Origin of the sequence: Rhodoferax sp., from assembly GCF_028688795.1 — a bacterium.
Classification (GTDB): domain Bacteria; phylum Pseudomonadota; class Gammaproteobacteria; order Burkholderiales; family Burkholderiaceae_C; genus Rhodoferax.
In genome coordinates this window covers 1-20913 of record NZ_JAQTXM010000032.1, presented here as the reverse complement: position 1 = coordinate 20913, position 20913 = coordinate 1, and the positions used below count along the sequence as shown (strand labels likewise).

The following is a 20913-nucleotide window of genomic DNA, read 5'->3' as shown; positions in this document are numbered from 1 at the left end:
TGCTCATGTCAGCAACTGCGCGTGCAGGTTCTCAAGCACGCCCTGGTAAATCCGGGTAAGAGGCTCGATGTCAGCCAGCGCAATGTGTTCGTTGATTTTGTGAATGCTGCCGTTGGGGGGGCCAAGCTCAATCACCTGTGGGCAAATCTTGGCAATGAAGCGGCCGTCACTGGTGCCCCCGGTGGTGGATAGCTCGGGTGTGATGCCAACCTCGGCCTGAATGGCAGCGACCACCGCATCCACCAAGGTGCCTGGCGTGGTCAAAAACGGTGTGCCGCCCAGCGTCCAGGTTAAATCAAAGGCGAGCTCATGGCGATCAAGCACCGCTTGCAGGCGCTGTTGCAGGGACTCAGGGGTGGACTCGGTGGAAAACCGAAAGTTGAAATCAACCACCACCGCGCCTGGAATCACGTTGCTGGCGCCCGTGCCACCGTGGATGTTGCTGACCTGCCAGGACGTGGGCGGGAAAAATGCGTTGCCTTTGTCCCATTCGATGCCCACCAACTCGTCCAGTGCCGGGGCCAGCAGATGGATCGGGTTCTTGGCCAAGTGCGGGTAGGCAATGTGGCCCTGTACACCCTTCACCGTGAGCTTGCCGCTCAGGGTGCCGCGGCGGCCGTTTTTGATCATGTCGCCGGTGCGCGCCACCGAGGTGGGCTCGCCGACGATGCAATAGTCAAGTTGCTCGCCATTGGCGGTCAGCCATTCGCAGACCTTGACCGTGCCGTCCAGCGCCGGGCCTTCTTCGTCGCTGGTGAGTAAAAAGCCGATGCTCAGGGGTGTGTCCGGGTGCGCTGCCACAAAGGCTTCTGTGGCCACCACAAATGCTGCCAGTGAGGTTTTCATGTCGGCGGAACCGCGGCCAAATAACTTGCCGTCGCGCTCGGTGGGGGTGAAGGGGTCGCTGTCCCAGTGGTTCAAGGGGCCGGTCGGTACAACATCGGTGTGGCCTGCAAATACTATTAACTTAGTAGCTTCTTGCGCTTTATTTATAAGGGCTACAGGTCGTTTTGCCCATAAATTAGTAACGGCAGATTCAGCCGGTCCGCTGACCAGCGTGTGCAGATTAAAGCCTGCTGCGGCAAGCCTTTGGCCAATGATTTGCTGGCATTGGCCGTCAGACGGGGTTTCAGAGCGGCAGGCAATCAATTGGCGCGCCAAGGCAAGGGTAGGGCTCATAAAGAATCAGTGGTTCACGTCGAGCGTGATTTCGGTGAAAGTGGCTTCGTCGTCGGCCTCGGGGGCCGGCGTGGGCACGGATTTTTTGCTTTGGGCGGCAAATTCGTTTTGCAGGCGCCACATCAAGTTGGTGGGTGAGTCGGCATTGGCCAGGCCTTCCTTGCGGTCGACAATGCCGGCGGTGATCAGGCGGGCAATGTCCTGCTCGTAAGTCTGGCTGCCCTCCACAATGGATTTTTCCATGGCCTCCAGGATGCTGGAGAAGTCCCCTTTTTCGATCATTTCAGCCACCAACCGGGTATTGAGCATGATCTCAACAGCCGGTGTGCGGGTGTCGGCTATGGTGCGCAACAGACGTTGCGACACGATGGCTTTCAGCGATGAGGCCAGGTCGCCCAGCATGGTAGGGCGCACCTCAACCGGGTAAAAACTCAAGACGCGATTCAGCGCCTGGTAGCTGTTGTTGGCATGCATGGTGGCCAGGCACAGGTGACCGGTCTGCGCGTAGGCAATGGCCGCGCTCATGGTGTCACGGTCGCGAATTTCACCAATCAGGATCACATCCGGGGCTTGTCGCAAGGCGTTTTTCAGTGCCAGTTGGGTCGACTGGGTATCGGTGCCCACTTCGCGCTGGTTGACCACGGAGCGTTTGTTCTTGAACAAAAACTCGATCGGGTCCTCGATGGTCAGGATGTGACCTGTCGTGCTGGCGTTGCGGTGGTCAATCATTGACGCCAGGGTGGTGCTTTTGCCGGCCCCTGTGGCCCCCACCATCAGCACCAGACCGCGCTTCTCCAGCATCAAATTGGCCAGACTCAAAGGCAAGGACAACGAGGCCAGCGCCGGAATGTCGCTGGTGATGTAGCGAATCACAGCGGCAATGGTGCCGCGCTGGCGCATCGCGCTGATGCGAAAACGGCCAACCCCGCTCATCGACCAACCCATATTGAGCTCATTGAGCTCCAACAATTCTTCGATGCGCTCTGGCGGCAGGATTTCCCGCAACAAGGTGATGGCAGCATCGGGTGGCAACACTTGGCTGTTGATGGGCACGCAAAGGCCGTTGATGCGGATCATGGCCGGGGAATGCGCTGACAGGTACACGTCAGACGCGCGCTTTTCGGCCATCAGCCGAAGAATCCGGTCCATGGTGCCGTTGGTTGCGGGTGTGGTTGCCATGTTGTTACCTGGTCAGGTGAGGACAGAACTAAGCCTTAATCTCGCAACAAATCGTTCAAACTGGTCTTGGCGCGGGTTTGGGCATCAACGCGTTTGACGATGATGGCCGCGTACAGGCTGTATTTGCCGCCATCTTTGGGCAGGTTACCGCTGATCACCACCGAGCCGGCCGGAATGCGGCCGTAGCTCACGGTGTCGCTGGCGCGGTCATAAATCGGGGTGCTCTGGCCAATGTAGACACCCATCGAGATGACTGAGTTTTCTTCGACGATGACGCCTTCCACAATTTCGGAGCGGGCACCGATGAAGCAGTTGTCCTCGATGATGGTCGGGTTGGCCTGCATTGGTTCCAGCACGCCACCGATACCGACGCCACCGCTCAAGTGCACGTTTTTGCCGATCTGCGCGCACGAGCCCACAGCCGCCCAGGTGTCAACCATGGTGCCTTCGTCGACAAATGCGCCAATGTTCACAAACGAGGGCATCAAAATCACACCTTTTGCCAGATAGCTGCCACGGCGCGCCACTGCCGGCGGCACGATGCGCACGCCGGTGGCTTGCAGGCCCGAGGCTGTCATGTTGGAGAATTTGGTTGGCACTTTGTCGTAAAAAGCCAGGTCACCGGCGTGCATGATGGCGTTGTCGTTCAGGCGAAAGCTCAGCAACACGGCTTTTTTAATCCACTGGTGGGTGGTCCATTGGCCCACACCTTCGCGGGTGGCCACGCGCAAATGGCCGGTGTTGAGCGAACTGATGACATGTTCGACAGCGTCAATGACTTCCTTGGATGCATTGGTGGCAGAGATGTTGGCACGGTCGTCCCAAGCGGCGTCAAGAATGGTTTGAAGTTGTTGTGTCATGAAAATGATAGGGTTGGTTCAACGTGAGGAATGATATACAGGTGGCTGGCTGGCAGCGCGACTAGTGCAGTGGCTGGCTTTGGCGGCCGACGATTTCTGCTACCCCAGTATGAGGAGGCCGCCAAAGCCAGCCACTGCGCGGGTACAGTCAACAAAGTTTCAATTCAGGCTCGGGTTTTAACAAATTCAACAATGCGCTCCGCAGCCTCCACACACTCTGTGGTGTCGGCCACCAAGGCCATGCGGATGCGGCACAAGCCGGGGTTGTGGCCTTGGGCTGTACGAGCCAAAAAGCTGCCCGGCAGCACCGTCACATTGTAGTTAGCGTAAAGCTCGCGAGCAAAAGCAGTGTCATCCCCGGCCACATCGGCCCACAAGTAGAAGCCGGCATCGGGCAGCGACAGCTTCAACACCTGGGCCAGCCGTGGCGTCACTTCGGCAAACTTGGTGCGGTACAGGGCCCGATTGGCCACCACGTGGGCCTCGTCTTGCCAAGCTGCCGTGCTGGCCGCCTGCACCACAGGGCTCATGGCGCTGCCGTGATAGGTGCGGTAGAGCAAAAACGGTTTGATCAGGGCCGCATCGCCGGCGACAAAGCCGCTGCGCATGCCGGGCACATTGCTGCGCTTGGACAGGCTGGTGAGCGAGATCATGTTTTTAAAGTCAGCGCGGCCAAGTTTGGCGGCGGCTTCCATGCCACCCAAGGGCGGTTCGTCGCGGAAGTAAATCTCGCTGTAGCACTCGTCTGATCCAATCACAAAGCCAAACTTGTCGCTGAGCTCAAACAGCATTTGCCATTCTGACAACGGCATCACTGCGCCGGTGGGGTTGCCCGGAGAGCAGACGATGAGCAGTTGGGTGCGCGCCCACACCGCATCGGGCACGCTGGCCCAGTCAGGGGCAAAGTTGCGCGCTGGGTCACTCGCCACAAAGTAGGGTTCAGCACCGGCCAGTAGGGCGGCGCCTTCGTAGATTTGATAGAACGGGTTGGGGCAAACCACCAGGGGTTTGGGATCTGCCGCGTTGGCCGGGCGATTGATCACGGTTTGCGCCAGGGCAAACAGCGCTTCGCGCGAACCAAGCACCGGCAACATTTGTGTGGCGGGGTCAAGCGCCAGGCCGTAGCGGCGCAACATCCATTGGGCAAAGGCCTCGCGCAGCGCGGGTTCACCGGCGGTGGCCGGATAGCTGGCCAAGCCGCTCGGTGCGCGGGTGATGGCCTGGATCATGGCGTTCTGGATCAGCTGTGGCGTGGCGTGGCGTGGTTCGCCCAAGCCCAGACTGATAGCCTTGTAGGCAGGGTTGGGGGTGATGTCAGCAAAGAGCTGGCGCAGCCGCTCAAAGGGGTAGGGCTGCAGGAGCGTTAAGAGGTCATTCATGGGGCGTGATTATCCGGGATTGCGTTGCCCGGGCGTTGTCTACAAGCCCAATGTTTGAGTTAGAGTCAGGCGGTGCGTCGCCCCAACGCCTTTACCGCTTTGCCATACTGATGGCCAGGTTTCAATTTTCATCACTGCGCATGCAATACGACCGACATGGACCTGATTGAATTTCGACCAGAATTGCTTTATATCGGCATGTCTTTGCCGTTTACGCTGCGCGACGGCTCCGGTGCTATTTTGTTGGCCAAGGGGCAAAAAATTGACTCCCCTCTGCAACTGACAGGTATCCAGAGTCGACCCAAAATTTTTGTTGAGATCGATGAAACCGACGAAGGCGTGCGGGCCATGATGTCGGGTATCACTGAGCTGAACCGAATGGGTGCACCCATTAAGGACTTTTCCAAATACCTGGGGGTCAGGCCCGCCGCAAAAGCCGAAGACAAAGAGGCGGGTACCTTGAGCCAGCGCTGGGGCGATGTTGAGTCAAAGTTGGGCGGTCTTTTGGCCAGCGTCCAGAGCACCAGCGGTTTTGACAGCAAGATTGGTTCGCTGGAAGACGCAATCGGGCGCTTGCTCGGCCAGGATATCTATGGCTCGCAGTTTTTACTTTTTAACCGGGCCGTGACACACTTTGGTGGCTACAGCGCCCTGCATTCCCTGCTTTGTGCAGCCTTGGTGAATTCACTGGCAAGCCCGTTTGGGTTGTCTGATGACGAACGCCGCAGCCTGGTGTGTGCCGCGCTCACCATGAATGTGGCCATGACGCATTTACAAGACCTGTTGGCCTTGCAAAAAGGGGCACCCAGCCCCAGCCAACGCAACATGATCGACACGCATTCGGTCATGGGGCGCCAGCTGTTGGTGCAGTCAGGTGTCACCGATGAACTCTGGTTGCAGGTGGTTGAGCAGCACCATGCGGCACTTTCAGGCCCTGAGAAATTGGTTGATTGGCCGGTGGCACAGCGCATGACACGCATCTTGCAAATCGTTGACCGTTACACGGCTGCCATGAGCCCACGCAAGTCCAGAGCCGGGCGTAACGCGCGTGATTCGGTGCGCAGCGTGGTGTTGCCGGTGGGTGAAACCAAACACGATGAGGTGGGCACTGCATTGGTCAGGCTGCTGGGTGTGAGCCCGCCAGGCACTTTTGTCACCCTGGCCAATGGCGAAACGGCCGTGGTGGTACGTAGGGGTATCAAGCCTGGAGAGCCCTGGGTGGCTTCGGTGATCAACCGCAGCGGCCAGCCCATTGCCGAACCCCGCTTGCGCGACACGGCCAAGCCAGATTTTGCAGTTGAGTCCACGCTGGCCCCCACCTCGGTGAAGCTGAGTTTGAACATGGAACTGATGCTCAAACTGATGCCCCGGGGGCAATTGGCGTAATTGCTGTCACTGGCTTCAGGGCCAGGGCCTAACTTGTCAGGCGCTGGACATTTACATTGACGTCAAGCCAGCGCTTCGCCGCTGCCTGCAGCGCATCAGGGTTACCAGTTGACAACAGCACCAGCTTCCCGAGTTGACCGCTGTTGGCCAGCAGGGGCAGCACGCGGCGCGTTTGCCGGGCGACGGGCTCACCGTTATCCACCAGGCGCACCTCTGGGCCGACCAAAGTCTGCAGGTGATGGCTGGCAAACGGGTAATGGGTACACCCCAGTACCAAGGTGTCAATTTGATCTTTTTTTAAGCCAAATTGGCCTATAGCCCCCGTGTAATCAGCGCAAAGCGCTATTATTTTTGAGGTTTCGTCGCGCTCGATCGCATCGGCCAAGCCATCGCAAGGTTGGCAAATGAATTCGGCCTGGCCTGCCAAAGAATCTCTCAGGGCCTTGAATTTGCGGCTGGCCAGGGTGCCTCGGGTAGCCATGACACCGATGCGTTTGGTATGGCTCAAGGCAACGGCGGGTTTGAGTGCGGGCTCGACCCCGATGATGGGCAGTGCAGGGTCGTCCTCGCGTAGCAGGTGCACGGCGGCTGCAGTGGCGGTGTTGCAGGCAATCACCAGCGCCTTGATGCTCAGGCGATCGTGATCCTGCAAATACCGGGCAATCGTGCGCGAGCGCGTAATGACAAAGCCTTCGTCACGCTCGCCATACGGTGCATAGCCGCTGTCGGCCACATAAACAAAATCCTCAAAGGGCAGCTCGGTGCGCAAGGCCTTGAGGATGCTCAGGCCGCCAACACCGCTGTCAAACACCCCGATGGGGCGCTTGACTTGCCCAATCAGGCCCGGTTGTGTCAACTCACTGGCCTGAGACGGCAATGCCCTTGAATTCGCCGCTGGCAATGCGTTGCTGCCACTCGGCCGGGCCCGTGTTGTGCACACTGATGCCTTGGGCGTCGACTGCCACGGTCACTGGCATGTCAACCACGTCGAATTCGTAAATGGCTTCCATGCCCAGATCGGCAAAGCCCAGTACCTTGGCAGTCTTGATGGCTTTGCTGACCAGGTAAGCGGCGCCGCCTACCGCCATCAAATAGGCGCTCTTGTGTTTTTTGATGGCTTCAATGGCGACCGGGCCACGCTCGGATTTGCCGATCATGGCGATCAGGCCGGTCTCGGCCAGCATCATTTCGGTGAAGCCATCCATGCGAGTGGCCGTGGTTGGGCCGGCAGGGCCTACCGCCTCGTCACCGACAGGGTCCACCGGGCCAACGTAATAAATCACGCGATTGGTGAAATCGACCGGCAGCTTCTCGCCTTTTGCCAGCATGTCCTTGATGCGTTTGTGCGCGGCATCGCGGCCGGTGAGCATCTTGCCGTTGAGCAGCAGGGTGTCGCCGGGTTTCCAGCTGGCGACTTCTTCACGGGTGAGGGTGTTGAGGTCAACCTTTTTGCTCTTGATGTAGTCAGGTGCCCACTGCACGTCGGGCCAGGTGTCGAGCGAGGGTGGGGTCAGGTAAACCGGGCCGCTGCCATCCATCACAAAATGCGCATGGCGGGTGGCCGCGCAGTTGGGAATCATGGCAATCGGCTTGCTGGCGGCGTGGGTGGGGTACATCTTGATCTTGACGTCAAGCACGGTGGTCAGGCCACCCAGACCTTGTGCGCCAATGCCCAGCGCGTTGACCTTGTTGAACAGCTCCAGGCGCAGCTCTTCGGTTTTGTCCAGTGCCGCACCACTGGCGGCCTTGGCTTGCAATTCGTACATGTCAAGGTTGTCCATCAGGCTTTCCTTGGCCATGAGCACGGCTTTTTCAGCGGTGCCGCCAATGCCGATGCCGAGCATGCCCGGTGGGCACCAACCGGCACCCATGGTCGGCACGGTCTTCAGCACCCAATCCACCACCGAGTCACCGGGGTTGAGCATGTACATCTTGCTTTTGTTTTCACTGCCGCCGCCCTTGGCTGCCACCGTGACTTCCACCGTGTTGCCGGGCACGATTTCGGTGTTGATGACGGCGGGGGTGTTGTCTTTGGTGTTTTTGCGCAAAAACTCGGGGTCTGCAACCACACTGGCGCGCAGCGTGTTGCCGGGAAAGTTGTAGGCGCGGCGCACGCCTTCGTTGATGGCGTCGTCCAGGCTGCCGGTGAAACCTTCCCAGCGCACGTCCATGCCCACTTTGAGGAACACGTTGACGATACCGGTGTCCTGACAAATCGGCCGATGGCCGGTGGCGCTCATCTTGCTGTTGGTCAGAATTTGTGCAATGGCGTCTTTGGCAGCCGGGCTTTGTTCGCGTTCATAGGCCCGAGCCAAGTGCGCAATGTAGTCAGCGGGGTGGTAGTACGAAATGTATTGCAGGGCTGCGGCGACAGATTCAATCAGGTCGTTTTGACGGATGGCGGTGCTCATGGAAGGCGTCCTCGAAGTGGTGGCAAATGGGGGTGAATCAGCGCGGAATCAACGCAAACTAGAAGTTTAACCACCCAGCCCCAACGCCTGGCTGACGCTGCCCCTGGGAGCGCTTGGTTTACTTTTGCTCGGCTGGGTGTGTGGGTGCAGATGCGGGCGCGGGTATGTCATCAGGCAGTGGTGTCACAGACGGCAAGCGCAGATGCAGTGCCGCCTTGGCCAGCAGGTGCGCTGAAATCGGGGCGGTGATGAACAAATACAGCGTGACCAGAATTTCATGGAGGCTTAAATCCTGAGTCGTCACGCTGAAGAAAATCGAGGATGCAACCAGCAGGCAGCCCACCCCCAGCGTGGTGGCCTTGGTGGGGCCATGCAGACGGGTGTAAAAATCCTTGAAGCGCAGCAGGCTGAGCGAACCGACAAAGGTGAAAGCCGCTCCCACCAGGACCAGCACCGACAAAAGAATTTCAGTGCTGGTGCTCATTCGATGATGTCTCCGCGCAGCAAAAACTTGCACAGCGCCACGGTGCCAACAAAGCCCATCAGGGCAATCAGCAATGCGGCTTCAAAATACAGCGGGCTGGCTAAATGAATGCCCAGCAGCACCAGCAGGGCAATGGCATTGATGTACAGGGTGTCCAGCGCCAAAATGCGGTCTGGCGCGCTGGGGCCCTTCATCAATCTGAAAAAACTGATGCCAAAGGCGGCGGCAACCAGGCCAAAGGCGAGGGTGAGGGCGATGCTCAGCATTCAAAAATCTCCATGAGCGGGGTTTCAAACCGCGTCTTGATGGTGCGCACCAGTTCGTCCGGGTCGGTGCAATCCAGCGCGTGCACCAGCAGATGGCGCTGGTCTGGTGACAAGTTGGCGGACACGGTGCCCGGTGTCAGGCAAATGGTGTTAGCCAGCAGGCTGAGCGCCAGGTCGTTGGATAAATCAAGGGGCACCCACACAAACAGCGGGTTCAGCACCTTGGGCCCGGCCAGCACCAGGCGCGCCACGGCCACGTTGGACACCAGCACATCCCACAGAAAAACACCAACAAAACGCAGCAGGCTCAACGGGCGGTAGATGCGCACCCGGTCTGGCCAAAACGCCAGGGTGAAACGGGGAATGGCCCAGCCCAGCAGCAAGCCCAGCACCACTTGGCCGGGGGCCCGTGTGTTGTTGAGCAACAGCCAGACCAGGGCCAGGATCGGGGTCAGCAGGGGGTGGGGTAACCAATGCTTCATGGTTTGCCTGACAAAACGGCAGTTATGTAGAGCGCGGGGTTGGCCAACTGCTGCGCGCTGGCACGGGCAAAGTCGACCGCAGGCCCTGCTGCCACGGTTAACGCCAGAATAAGACCGAGCAAGCCACCAATGGCCCATAGCTCCCTGGCAGAAGACCGCATGGCCACACTGTCAGAAACTGCAGAAGTCCCGATTGAAGCGGTGGGCGTGATTAAGGCGGTCGAAACCGTCGCCGTCGTGGCTGTTGCTGGCGCTGTCGCCATGGGTGTGGACGCGAAAAAGATGCGGCTACCGGCGCGTGCCAGCGCGATCAAACTCAGCAACGCCCCCAGCAAGATCACGGCCCAAACCCACGGCTGCCCAGGCGTTGCCCGCAAAATCAGAAACTTGCCAATGAACCCGGACAGTGGGGGCAAACCGGCCACGGCCACAGCCGCCGCAAAAAACAGCGAGCCCCAAAGCACATGGCGTGGCATGTCCGCATCAACCGCAAAACTGTCGCCACTGACCAGACGGCGGCGCTTGATGGCATCCGCCAGCAAAAACAGTAAGGCAGCGGTGAAGGTGCTGTGCGGCATGTAATAAAGTGCCGCGGCGATGCCTTCAGTGCTCACCGAGATGCCGGCAAGCAATGTGCCCACCGACACCAGCACCAGGTAGGCGGCCAGTCGCGCCAGGCTGCTCGCGGCCAAGGCACCCAGTGTGCCGACGGCGATGGTGGTGAGCGCCAGCGGCAACAACCAGGGCGTGAATAAATCGGCGAGCTCCCCCGCTTCGTTGCCAAAAAGCAAGGTGTGAGTACGCAAAATGGCGTACAGGCCCACCTTGGTCATGATGGCAAACAGCGCAGCCACCGGGGCCGAGGTGCCCACATAGGCGCGTGGCAGCCACAAGTGCAGTGGCAGCAATGCCGCTTTGAGCCCAAACACCAGCAGCAGCAGCAAGCCACCCGCGCGTGCCAGCCCCAATTGGTCGGGCGCCAGGGTGGCCGCTTTGGCCGCCAGGTCGGCCAGGTTCAAGCTGCCCAGTGCCGCGTAGGTGAGGCCGGCGCCGAACAAAAAAACGGTGGAGCCCGCCAGATTCATCACCACATAGTGCAGGCCGGCGCGGGTGCGTGTGGCGCCACCGCCGTGCAAGGCCAAGCCGTAGGAGGCGATTAACAAAATCTCAAAGAAGACAAACAGGTTGAATAAATCTCCGGTCAAAAAGGCACCTGCCAAGCCAAACAATTGCATCTGGAACAGCACATGAAAATGACGGCCCTGGGCATCCACGCCGCCGCCGGCAAAAATCGCAGCAAAAAGGGCGAGCAGCGTGGTGATCAACACCATCCATGCGGCCAGCCGGTCGGCCACCAGCACAATGCCCCAAGGCGCCGGCCAGTCACCCAAACGGTAAACCAGAATATCGCCATTTGAGACGGCCACCAGCAGGGCGATGGCGGCAGCGATCTGGGCCAGCACGGAACCCACTGCCACCCAGCGTTGGGTAGGAAGGGAAAGCCGACCCATGGCCAGCAGCAAAGCCCCCGAGACGAACGGCAGCAAGATCGGGGCAATCACCAAATGCGCCATCATGCGGCGTCACCTTTGGCTGGGACTGTGGTGTCTGTGCCGTCAACATGGTCGTTGCCGAATTCGTCACGGGCGCGCAAGCTGAGCATGATGACAAACGCCGTCATGGCAAAGCCGATCACGATGGCGGTGAGCACCAGGGCTTGCGGCAGTGGGTCGGCATGACCCAGCGCACCCGAGATCACGGGGGGCTGGCCAATCACCAGTCGGCCTGTCGCAAACAAAAACAGGTTGACGCCGTACGACAGCAATGTCAGCCCAAGCACCACCGCAAAGGTGCGTGCCCGCAAGATCAAATAGACGCCGCAGCCCGTCAAGGTGCCAATGGCCAGGGCAATCAGGGCTTCCATGGCTGGGCCTCCTTGTCATGGTTGGCGCGGTGGGCCAGACCAAGGTTGATCAAAATCAGCAGGGTGGCACCCACCACCACCAAAAAGACGCCCAAATCAAACGCCATGGCAGAGGCGAGTTCAAATTCACCCACCAGCGGCCAGTTGACATGCCCGAACGTTGAGGTCAGGAACGGGCGACCAAACAACCAGCTTGCCAGCCCGGTCAGCAGCGCGATGAGCAAGCCTGCTGCAATTACGGGTTGCGTGCGCTCTGGCAATCGCGCATGCGTCCAGATAACGCCGTTGGCCAGGTATTGCATGATCAGGGCAATGGCGGTGATCAGGCCGGCAATGAAGCCACCGCCCGGCAGGTTGTGGCCGCGCAAAAAGATGAACACCGACACCAGCAAGGCAAGTGGCAGCAAGAGCCGGGCAAAGGTGGCCAGAATCATGGGATGGGTGTCAAAGTTCCAGGCGCGTCCGTTGGCATCTTTCGTCGGGCCTGGCAATTGCAATTCGCCCAGCAGGGCAAAAATACCCAAGCCCGCCAGTGCCAGCACGGTGATTTCACCAAAGGTGTCAAAGCCGCGGAAATCAACCAGAATCACGTTCACCACGTTGTGCCCGCCGCCGCCGGGCACGCTGTTTTGAATGAAAAAGCCGGCAATGTTGTCACTGGAACGCGTCAGCACCGCCCAGGCCATTGCTGCGGCCCCGCCACCCGCCAGCAGGCCAATGCCGGCATCACGCCAACGCCTTGCTGCACCCGACTCGCGTGGTGTGTGGGCTGGCAAAAAGTACAGCGCCAGCAGCAGCAAGATAACCGTGACCACCTCCACTGACAGCTGCGTCAGTGCCAAGTCAGGCGCAGAAAACTTGACAAACACCAGCGCCACGATCAAGCCCACCGCGCCGGTCAAGATCAGCGCAGTGAGTCGCTGACGATGCATCACTGTGGCCGCCAGCGTGGCCAACACCAGGGCCACAGCAGCGGTCAGGCTGACCAGATCAACTGGCAGCAGGGTGCGCGTGCCTGTCAACGGGGCGGCTACCAGTGTCAAACCAGCACCACCGAGGACCAGTGCGCAAAGCACAAACAGCATCAACTGACGCTGCAGAGAGCCGGTGTCAAGCCAATAGGTGATGCGCCGGGCAACGGCCAACACGGCATTCAAACCGGCATCAAATATCAGCCGGCCCTGCAAACGCTCGTCCAGCCGGTCATGCAGGGCAAACAGCGGTTTGCGGCCCCAGTAAAGTACGGCACCGCCACCCAAGGCGATGATGCTCATCCACAGTGCCGGACTGAAGCCGTGCCAAATAGCCAGGTTGTGCACGGGCAGCGGCCCCTGCAGCACGGCACTTGCCGCAATGGCCAGCAAAGGCTCAACGGTTTGAGCTGGGAAGATACCGACCAACAACACCACTACCACCAAAATTTCAACCGGCACCTTCATCCAGCGCGGTGGCTCATGCGGTGTTTTGGGCAGGTTGATGGGCTCACCATTAAAAAACACATCATGGATAAAGCGTATGGAATAGGCCACCGCAAAAATCCCCGCCAACGTGACCACCACAGGCAGCAACCAGCCCAGGCGCAGGTCACTGCTGGCCGCCACGGCTTCGGCAAAAAACATTTCCTTGGACAAAAAGCCATTGGCCAACGGCACCCCCGCCATGGCGGCAGAGGCCACCATGGCCAAGGTGGCGGTGTGTGGCATGTAGTGCCAAAGGCCATTGATACGGCGCATGTCGCGGGTGCCGCATTCGTGGTCAATGATGCCTGCCGCCATGAACAGGCCGGCCTTGAAAATGGCGTGGTTGATGATGTGAAATACACCAGCCACAGCCGCCAGCGGCGTGCCAATGCCAAACAGCGCGGTGATCAGGCCAAGATGGCTGATGGTTGAGTAGGCCAGTAAGCCCTTGAGGTCGTGTTTGAACAAGGCCAACACCGCACCCAGCAAGAAAGTGGTTAGGCCGACACCACCCACCCACCAGGTCCAGGCATCGGTGCCCGAGAGCACTGGGAACAGCCGGGCCAGCAAAAAAACACCGGCTTTCACCATCGTGGCCGAGTGCAGGTAGGCCGACACGGGTGTGGGCGCCGCCATGGCGTTTGGCAGCCAGAAATGGAAAGGAAACTGCGCTGATTTGGTAAACGCACCGAGCAAAATCAGCAACAGGGCGGGCAAGTAAAGCGGGTGGGCGCGAACCAGGTCGCCACTGGCCAGCACAGTGGTGAGCTCATAGCTGCCGACCATCTCACCCAGCAAGATAAAGCCGCCCAGCAGCGCGAGCCCCCCTGCGCCAGTAATCGCCAGTGCCATTTTGGCGCCTGCGCGTGCGGCCTCGCGGTGGCGCCAGTAAGCGATCAACATAAAAGATGACAGGCTGGTCAGCTCCCAGAAAATCAGCAACTGGATCAGGTTTTCAGACAGCACCACGCCCAGCATTGACCCCATGAACATCAGCAGGTAGGTGTAGAGCCTGCTCAAGCTGTCGCGCGGTGACAGGTAATAGTGCGCATACAAAATCACCAGCAGGCCGATGAGCAGAATCAACAGCGAAAACAGCACGCCCAAGCCATCCATGCGAAAGCTCAGGTCGAGTCCGGCACTTGGTATCCAGCCCACGCGCTGAATGGTTGTTTTACCGGCAAAACTGTCAATGAGCGAGGGTGCAAGAACAGCGAGCGCCAAAACCGTGGTCCCTGCGGTTGTCCAGGCCGACACGCTGCGACCGCGGTGCGCCAGCAGGGCCACCAGTACAGAGCCAAAAAATGGGATCAGGATAGCAAGAAGCAAATGCATCAGACTATTTTTTCACGTCGACGCATTTGTGCACGCGTACTGACCGGTTAACCCAACAGGGCGTGTGATGAATTGCCGCACGCCAGCGCCTGCGTCATCGGCTGGGGTAGAGCCGTCAATGTGATGACGCTGGGCCATGCGACATCAGCTTGTCGGTGTAGGCAATGGCAATGGCTGAAAGCAAAAATGTGATGTGGATGACAGTTTGCGCAATCAACACCTTGTCGCTGTAATTGGCAGCGTTGATAAAGGTTTTGAGCAGGTGAATCGAGCTGATGCCGATGATCGCCGTGGCCAACTTGACCTTGAGCACTGATGCGTTCACGTGGTCTAGCCACTCGGGTTGGTCATCGTGCCCTTCCAGGTTCAGACGGCTCACAAAGGTTTCGTAGCCGCCAACAATCACCATAATCAGCAAATTGGAGATCATCACCACGTCGATCAGCGCCAACACCACCAGCATGATGATGGTCTCGTTCAGGTGCGTGATGGGCACATCGGTCTTGTAACCAATGCCGTCAATCAACGCTTGCAGTGCCGTCTGGCTGCCAAAGGCGGCCTCAAGCAGATGCACCAGTTCCACCCAGAAGTGAAAGACATACACACACTGCGCAGCAATCAACCCAAGGTACAGCGGCAACTGAAGCCAGCGGCTGGCAAATATCAGGCGGGGAATTGGGCGCAAAGGGCGCGGGCTTGAAATGGGTTCGGACATAGGGGGTACTCGGTAATGGAAACAACGTGGGGAGTTTACCGGGCAGGTGATGAGTGCTTGATAGTCAGTAGCATGTAAGTGCCAGCCATGACATTACTGGGCGAACATTGTTTAACTAGAGGAGACTTATCTGTGACTACACCTAAAACTGCTGTTGAATCCACATTGGTTGAAAACCGCGTGTTCCCACCCAGCGAAGCGACCGTCAAGGCGGCCCGCATTCAAGGCATGGAGGGCTACAACGCCTTGTGCGCTGAAGCAGAAAAAGATTTTGAAGGTTTCTGGGCCCGCCTGGCCCGTGAAAATGTGGTGTGGAGCAAACCCTTCACCAAGACACTGGACGAGTCGAATGCGCCGTTCTACAAGTGGTTTGAAGACGGCGAACTCAACGCTTCAGCCAACTGCCTTGACAAGCACATGGGTACGCCCAATGAGAACAAAGTCGCTGTCATTTTTGAAGCTGATGGTGGTGAAGTCACCAAGACAACTTACAAAGAATTGCTGGCCAAGGTCAGCCAGTTCGCCAACGCCCTCAAGGCACGTGGCATCCAAAAGGGTGACCGTGTCCTGATTTACATGCCCATGACGCTCGAAGGCGTGGTGGCCATGCAAGCTTGCGCCCGTATTGGCGCCACCCACAGCGTGGTGTTCGGCGGTTTCTCGGCCAAGGCCTTGCAAGAACGCATCATTGACGCGGGCGCCGTGGCCGTCGTCACTGCCAACTTCCAGATGCGTGGTGGCAAGCAGTTGCCCCTCAAAGGCATTGTGGACGAAGGCCTGGGCCTGGGTGGCTGTGAATCCATCAAGTCGGTGTTTGTGTTTGAACGCACCACCGCTGCCTGCAACATGGTGGCTGGCCGTGACGTGACCTTCACTGAAGCACTCGCTGGTCAAAGCACCGAATGCGCGCCGGTGATGGTGGGTGCCGAGCACCCGTTGTTCATCTTGTTTACCTCTGGTTCAACTGGCAAGCCCAAAGGCGTGCAGCACGCCACCGGTGGTTTTGTGTTGTGGTCCAAGTTGACCATGGACTGGACCTTTGACTTGAAAGCAGACGACGTGTTCTGGTGCACGGCTGACATCGGCTGGATCACCGGTCACGCCTACGTGGCTTACGGCCCGCTGGCAGCTGGCGCCACACAAATCATTTTTGAAGGCATCCCAACCTACCCCAACGCTGGCCGTTTCTGGCAGATGATCGAGCGCCACAAGTGCAGCATTTTCTACACCGCACCTACTGCCATTCGCTCGCTGATCAAGTCGGCTGAGTCTGACGAAAAAGTGCACCCAGACCGTTCTGACCTGAGCAGCCTGCGCATTCTGGGTTCGGTGGGTGAACCCATCAACCCAGAAGCCTGGATGTGGTACTACAAAAACATCGGCCATGAAAAATGCCCGATTGTGGACACCTTCTGGCAGACCGAAACCGGTGGCCACATGATCACGCCACTGCCTGGTGCTACACCTTTGGTTCCAGGTAGCTGCACCTTGCCGTTGCCCGGCATCATGGCCGCCATCGTGGATGAAGCGGGTCAGGACGTACCCAACGGCTCAGGCGGCATGCTGGTCATCAAGCGCCCATGGCCATCGATGATTCGCACCATCTGGAATGACCCTGAGCGTTTCAAGAGCAGCTACTTTCCGCCAGAAATGGGTGGTACCTACTACCTCGCCGGCGACGGCGCGGTGCGCAGTGAAGACCGCGGTTACTTCCGCATCACCGGCCGTATTGATGACGTGTTGAACGTGTCGGGTCACCGCATGGGCACCATGGAAATCGAATCAGCTTTGGTGGCCAAGACCGACCTGGTGGCAGAAGCCGCCGTGGTGGGCCGTCCTGATGACCTGACCGGTGAAGCCATCTGCGCCTTTGTGGTGCTGAAGCGTGGCGTGCCGACTGGCGACGAAGCCAAGCAAATCGCCAAAGAATTGCGTGACTGGGTGGCCAAGGAAATTGGCCCCATTGCCAAGCCGAAAGACATTCGCTTTGGTGAAAACTTGCCCAAGACCCGTTCTGGCAAGATCATGCGTCGCCTGCTTCGCTCGCTGGCCAAGGGTGAAACCATCACCCAAGACACCTCGACACTGGAAAACCCAGCCATTCTGGGTCAGTTGGGTCAAGCCTACTGATGCTATAAAAATAGAAGCTGCTTGCGCTTATTTCATAAGGGCCAGCGGCTTATTTTTTATAAATATGCTGGCACGATGCCGGCATGAAAAAAGCCCGCTACAGCGGGCTTTTTTTTGGCCGGTCGTGCCGCCTATTTCATCGATAGCACCCACTTCACCAAGGTGTCAGCGTCGGCTTGGCTCACTTGTGGATTGGCGGGCATGGGGATTGCACCCCACACACCCGAGCCGCCTTTCATCACCTTAGTGGCCAGTTTGGCGGCCACGTCTTGACCAGCGTATTTCTTGGCCACATCTTTGTAAGCAGGCCCCACCACTTTTTTTTCGACCGCATGGCAGGCCATGCAGTTTTTGCTTTGCGCCAAGGCCTGATCCGCCAGCACCGGTGCCGCAAAAGAGGCGGCAGCAAGCAATGCAAAGAGAGAGCGATTCATCGTGTCGTCCTTCGTTAAAGTGGGTTAGAGTAGCTTTAACGTCATTGTAGGCGGCACGGTTGACTGGTGCTGCTTGCCGATTGATCAGACTGATTTGGAGAATGAACCATGTATTTGCTCGGCTTGGGGCTGATTTTGTTGGTGCTGAAGTACACAGAGACAGGTCCTGTGGCCGCGTTGTCGTGGTGGTGGGTGCTGGCGCCGTTCGCCCTGGCCGTGGCGTGGTGGGCATGGGCCGATAGCTCGGGCTACACCAAGCGCAAAGCCATGGCGCACGAAGACAAACTCCGGGACGCCCGCCGTGAGCGCACCAAAAACGCATTGGACGCCAATTTCCAGAAAACACGCAAACGATAAGCCGCAGGCAGCCAGTGTGATTGCCAGCAGGCCATTGATGCCGCCTGAACTGGCCCTGTTCCAGTCACCTTGACGCCAGCCCGGGCATTCAAGATTCAAGGCCTCTGGGACATAATCCGGTAGCCCTATTTCCTTGTTTTTAACCCCACTTTGCACCAATCACCATGCCTGTCTACCGTTCAAAAACCACCACCGCCGGCCGCAACATGGCGGGCGCCCGTTCACTTTGGCGTGCCACCGGCATGAAAGATGGCGATTTTGAAAAACCGATCATCGCCGTGGTCAATTCTTTCACCCAGTTTGTGCCTGGGCACGTTCACTTGAAAGACCTGGGTCAGTTGGTGGCACGCGAGATCGAGGCTGCGGGCGGTGTGGCCAAAGAGTTCAACACCATTGCGGTAGACGACGGCATCGCCATGGGTCATGACGGCATGCTGTATTCGCTGCCCAGCCGCGACATCATTGCCGACAGTGTCGAATACATGGTTAACGCCCACTGTGCGGATGCCATGGTGTGCATCTCCAATTGCGACAAGATCACCCCCGGCATGCTGATGGCTGCCATGCGCCTGAACATCCCGGTCGTTTTTGTGTCTGGCGGCCCAATGGAAGCGGGCAAAACCCGTTTGAGCGTGTTCAAGCTGGACTTGGTCGATGCCATGGTGATGGCGGTCGACGACAAGGTATCCGACGAAGACTTGGCTGAGGTAGAGCGCTCGGCTTGTCCCACCTGCGGGTCATGCTCAGGCATGTTCACCGCCAATTCCATGAACTGCCTGACCGAGGCCCTGGGCTTGTCGCTGCCGGGCAATGGCACGGTGGTAGCCACGCACGCTGATCGCGAGCAATTGTTCAAGCGTGCTGGGCAAGTGGCCGTTGACTTGTGCAAACGCTATTACGAGCAAGACGACGCTTCGGTGTTGCCGCGCGCCATAGGTTTCAAGGCTTTCGAGAACGCCATCACCCTGGACATCGCCATGGGCGGCTCGACCAACACCATTTTGCATATCTTGGCGATTGCCCAAGAGGCTGAGATTGACTTCACCATGGCCGACATTGACCGCATTTCGCGCGATGTGCCGCAGCTTTGCAAGGTGGCCCCCAACACACCCAAGTACCACATCGAAGACGTGCACCGCGCGGGCGGCATCATGGCCATCCTGGGTGAGCTTGACCGCGTTGGCAAGCTGCACACTGACGTGCCCACGGTGCATACCAAAACCCTGAAAGATGCGCTTGACCAGTGGGACATCGCGCGCAACCCCAGCCCCGAGGTGCAAACCTTTTACAAGGCGGGCCCTGCGGGCGTGCCCTCGCAGGTGGCGTTCAGCCAGAAGTCGCGCTGGCCCAGCCTGGACATTGACCGTGTGGAAGGCTGCATTCGCTCCGGCGCGCACGCTTACTCGCAAGAAGGCGGTTTGGCGGTGCTGGTGGGCAACATCGCCCTGAATGGCTGCGTCGTCAAAACCGCCGGCGTGGATGACACACTGATGGTATTTGAAGGCCCGGCCTACGTGACCGAGTCGCAAGACGAAGCTGTGGCTGACATTCTGGCCGACAAGGTCAAGGCCGGTGATGTGGTCATCGTGCGCTACGAAGGCCCTAAGGGTGGCCCCGGCATGCAGGAAATGCTCTACCCCACGTCGTACATCAAGTCCAAGGGGCTGGGCAAAGCCTGTGCGCTGCTGACCGATGGCCGTTTCTCGGGCGGCACCTCGGGCTTGTCGATTGGCCACGCATCGCCAGAAGCAGCCGGTGGCGGCGCCATTGGCCTGATTCGCCAGGGTGACCGCATTCGCATTGACATTCCCAATAGGTCCATCAACGTGCTGGTGTCCGATGAAGAGCTGGCTCGACGCCGTATCGAGCAGGACGCCTTGGGTTGGAAACCCGCCAAACCGCGTCCACGCAAGGTCTCGGCTGCACTGCGGGCTTATGCCAAGCTGGTGATGTCGGCCGACAAAGGTGCTGTGCGCGATCTGTCCCTGCTTGCCGACTGATGCTGGTTCATCCCGAAATTAACCCCGTGGCCCTGCAATTGGGGCCATTGGCGGTGCACTGGTATGGTCTGACTTATCTGGCGGCTTTTGGCCTGTTCATGTGGTTGGGCACGCGGCGCTTGCGGCATGAGCCCTACGCATCCATGCGCGGCGCCCAGGCCTGGAACCGCCAGCATGTCGAAGACTTTCTGTTTTTGGGTGTGATGGGTGTGGTGTTGGGCGGGCGCCTGGGCTACTGCCTGTTTTACAAACCGCTGTATTACGCTGCCCACCCGCTGGAGGTATTTTCCGTGTGGCAAGGCGGCATGAGTTTTCATGGCGGTTTGCTGGGTGTGATTGTGGCGATGGTCTGGTTTGCTCATTCGCGCGGCAAACCTTGGCTGCAGGTGGCCGACTTTGTGGCACCTTGTGTGCCAACCGGGTTGGCAGCGGGGCGCGTTGGCAATTTCATTAACGGCGAGCTGTGGGGCCGTGTGGCCAGCCCGGATTTGCCTTGGGGCATGGTGTTTCGTGGTGCCGGTGACTTACCACGGCACCCTTCGCAAATTTACCAATTTTTGCTGGAAGGCTTGCTGCTGTTCGTGCTGCTATGGCTGTACGCGCGCAAACCCAGGGCACGCGGACAAGTGGCGGCGGCGTTCTTGTTTGGTTATGGATTGTTCAGGTTCATTGCCGAATTTTTCCGTGAGCCTGATGCACACCTCGGCCTGCTGAGTTTGGGCATGAGCATGGGGCAGTGGCTGTGTGTGCCGATGATTCTGGGCGGCATTGGACTTTGGTGGTGGGCCAGGTTGCAGCCTAAAAATTTGTAACTACTCAGCTCCCAATGGAGATTAATTTGAGTTCGCTATGAAATAGTGAGCGAGAATTGGTTTTGATGCCAACCCTGCCCGACCTCACCGAACTCAGCCATGCACAAAAGGATGAGCTGA

General features: G+C 58.7%; 19 protein-coding genes. 5 read left to right on the top strand and 14 right to left on the bottom strand.

Translation table 11 applies throughout. From position 1 onward, the window contains the following. Window positions 1–3: 3 nt before the first annotated feature. The 4 genes from dapE to dapC form a co-directional block, all read right to left on the bottom strand. Complete coding sequence (dapE, locus tag PHQ58_RS19215) at window positions 4–1179, bottom strand: succinyl-diaminopimelate desuccinylase (protein ID WP_300114383.1); 1176 nt, start codon at window positions 1177–1179, stop codon at window positions 4–6. A 6-nt stretch (window positions 1180–1185) separates the two neighbouring features. Continuing rightward, window positions 1186–2358: a PilT/PilU family type 4a pilus ATPase gene (locus tag PHQ58_RS19210; protein ID WP_300114381.1), complete on the bottom strand. Its 1173-nt coding sequence runs from the start codon at window positions 2356–2358 to the stop codon at window positions 1186–1188. A 35-nt stretch (window positions 2359–2393) separates the two neighbouring features. Continuing rightward, window positions 2394–3218 carry a 2,3,4,5-tetrahydropyridine-2,6-dicarboxylate N-succinyltransferase gene (gene dapD, locus PHQ58_RS19205; protein WP_300114379.1) on the bottom strand — a complete coding sequence of 275 codons (825 nt, stop codon included), beginning with the start codon at window positions 3216–3218 and terminating at the stop codon, window positions 2394–2396. 164 nt (window positions 3219–3382) lie between these two features. Next, window positions 3383–4597, bottom strand: a complete 1215-nt coding sequence (dapC, locus tag PHQ58_RS19200; RefSeq protein WP_300114376.1) for a succinyldiaminopimelate transaminase — start codon at window positions 4595–4597, stop codon at window positions 3383–3385. A gap of 156 nt (window positions 4598–4753) precedes the next feature. Between dapC and PHQ58_RS19195 the strand changes: the two genes are divergently transcribed. Continuing rightward, window positions 4754–5983 (top strand): phosphodiesterase, encoded by a 1230-nt coding sequence (locus PHQ58_RS19195; protein WP_300114373.1) that lies wholly within the window; start codon window positions 4754–4756, stop codon window positions 5981–5983. 28 nt (window positions 5984–6011) lie between these two features. Here PHQ58_RS19195 and murI read toward each other — a convergent pair whose 3' ends face one another. The 9 genes from murI to PHQ58_RS19150 all read right to left on the bottom strand — a co-directional run bounded on the left by murI (window position 6012) and on the right by PHQ58_RS19150 (window position 15060). Then, on the bottom strand, window positions 6012–6839 hold the full coding sequence (murI, locus tag PHQ58_RS19190; protein ID WP_300114370.1) for a glutamate racemase: 828 nt from the start codon (window positions 6837–6839) through the stop codon (window positions 6012–6014). Window position 6840: 1 nt separating this feature from the next. Beyond that, window positions 6841–8394, bottom strand: a complete 1554-nt coding sequence (locus PHQ58_RS19185; RefSeq protein WP_300114367.1) for a fumarate hydratase — start codon at window positions 8392–8394, stop codon at window positions 6841–6843. Between the two features lie 118 nt (window positions 8395–8512). Then, window positions 8513–8878, bottom strand: a complete 366-nt coding sequence (locus PHQ58_RS19180) for a Na+/H+ antiporter subunit G (protein ID WP_300114364.1) — start codon at window positions 8876–8878, stop codon at window positions 8513–8515. Continuing rightward, entirely contained in the window at window positions 8875–9144 is a 270-nt protein-coding gene (locus PHQ58_RS19175) for a K+/H+ antiporter subunit F (protein WP_300114361.1), read from the bottom strand. The genes PHQ58_RS19180 and PHQ58_RS19175 overlap by 4 nt, the downstream gene beginning before the upstream one ends. Beyond that, window positions 9138–9626, bottom strand: coding sequence for a Na+/H+ antiporter subunit E (locus tag PHQ58_RS19170; protein ID WP_300114358.1), 489 nt, complete (start codon window positions 9624–9626; stop codon window positions 9138–9140). The genes PHQ58_RS19175 and PHQ58_RS19170 overlap by 7 nt, the downstream gene beginning before the upstream one ends. Continuing rightward, window positions 9623–11203, bottom strand: coding sequence for a monovalent cation/H+ antiporter subunit D (locus PHQ58_RS19165; protein WP_300114354.1), 1581 nt, complete (start codon window positions 11201–11203; stop codon window positions 9623–9625). Before PHQ58_RS19165 ends, PHQ58_RS19170 begins: the two co-directional genes overlap by 4 nt. Beyond that, window positions 11200–11550 carry a Na+/H+ antiporter subunit C gene (locus PHQ58_RS19160; RefSeq protein WP_300114351.1) on the bottom strand — a complete coding sequence of 117 codons (351 nt, stop codon included), beginning with the start codon at window positions 11548–11550 and terminating at the stop codon, window positions 11200–11202. The genes PHQ58_RS19165 and PHQ58_RS19160 overlap by 4 nt, the downstream gene beginning before the upstream one ends. Next, complete coding sequence (locus tag PHQ58_RS19155; protein WP_300114348.1) at window positions 11538–14345, bottom strand: monovalent cation/H+ antiporter subunit A; 2808 nt, start codon at window positions 14343–14345, stop codon at window positions 11538–11540. Before PHQ58_RS19155 ends, PHQ58_RS19160 begins: the two co-directional genes overlap by 13 nt. Window positions 14346–14460: 115 nt before the next feature. Continuing rightward, window positions 14461–15060, bottom strand: coding sequence for a YqhA family protein (locus tag PHQ58_RS19150; protein WP_300114310.1), 600 nt, complete (start codon window positions 15058–15060; stop codon window positions 14461–14463). A 132-nt stretch (window positions 15061–15192) separates the two neighbouring features. Between PHQ58_RS19150 and acs the strand changes: the two genes are divergently transcribed. Next, a complete protein-coding gene (acs, locus tag PHQ58_RS19145) occupies window positions 15193–17190 on the top strand; it encodes an acetate--CoA ligase (RefSeq protein WP_300114308.1) in 1998 nt (665 codons plus the stop codon). A gap of 131 nt (window positions 17191–17321) precedes the next feature. Here the strand turns inward: acs and PHQ58_RS19140 are convergent, their stop codons facing one another. After that, on the bottom strand, window positions 17322–17624 hold the full coding sequence (locus tag PHQ58_RS19140; RefSeq protein ID WP_300114305.1) for a c-type cytochrome: 303 nt from the start codon (window positions 17622–17624) through the stop codon (window positions 17322–17324). Window positions 17625–17732: 108 nt separating this feature from the next. Here PHQ58_RS19140 and PHQ58_RS19135 point away from each other — a divergent pair, with 108 nt between their 5' ends. The 3 genes from PHQ58_RS19135 to lgt all read left to right on the top strand — a co-directional run bounded on the left by PHQ58_RS19135 (window position 17733) and on the right by lgt (window position 20793). Beyond that, a complete protein-coding gene (locus PHQ58_RS19135; protein ID WP_300114301.1) occupies window positions 17733–17981 on the top strand; it encodes a TIGR04438 family Trp-rich protein in 249 nt (82 codons plus the stop codon). 164 nt (window positions 17982–18145) lie between these two features. Next, window positions 18146–19981, top strand: coding sequence for a dihydroxy-acid dehydratase (gene ilvD, locus PHQ58_RS19130; protein ID WP_300114298.1), 1836 nt, complete (start codon window positions 18146–18148; stop codon window positions 19979–19981). Further along, window positions 19981–20793 (top strand): prolipoprotein diacylglyceryl transferase, encoded by an 813-nt coding sequence (gene lgt, locus PHQ58_RS19125; protein ID WP_300114295.1) that lies wholly within the window; start codon window positions 19981–19983, stop codon window positions 20791–20793. The genes ilvD and lgt overlap by 1 nt, the downstream gene beginning before the upstream one ends. The last annotated feature ends 120 nt before the right edge of the window (window positions 20794–20913 follow it).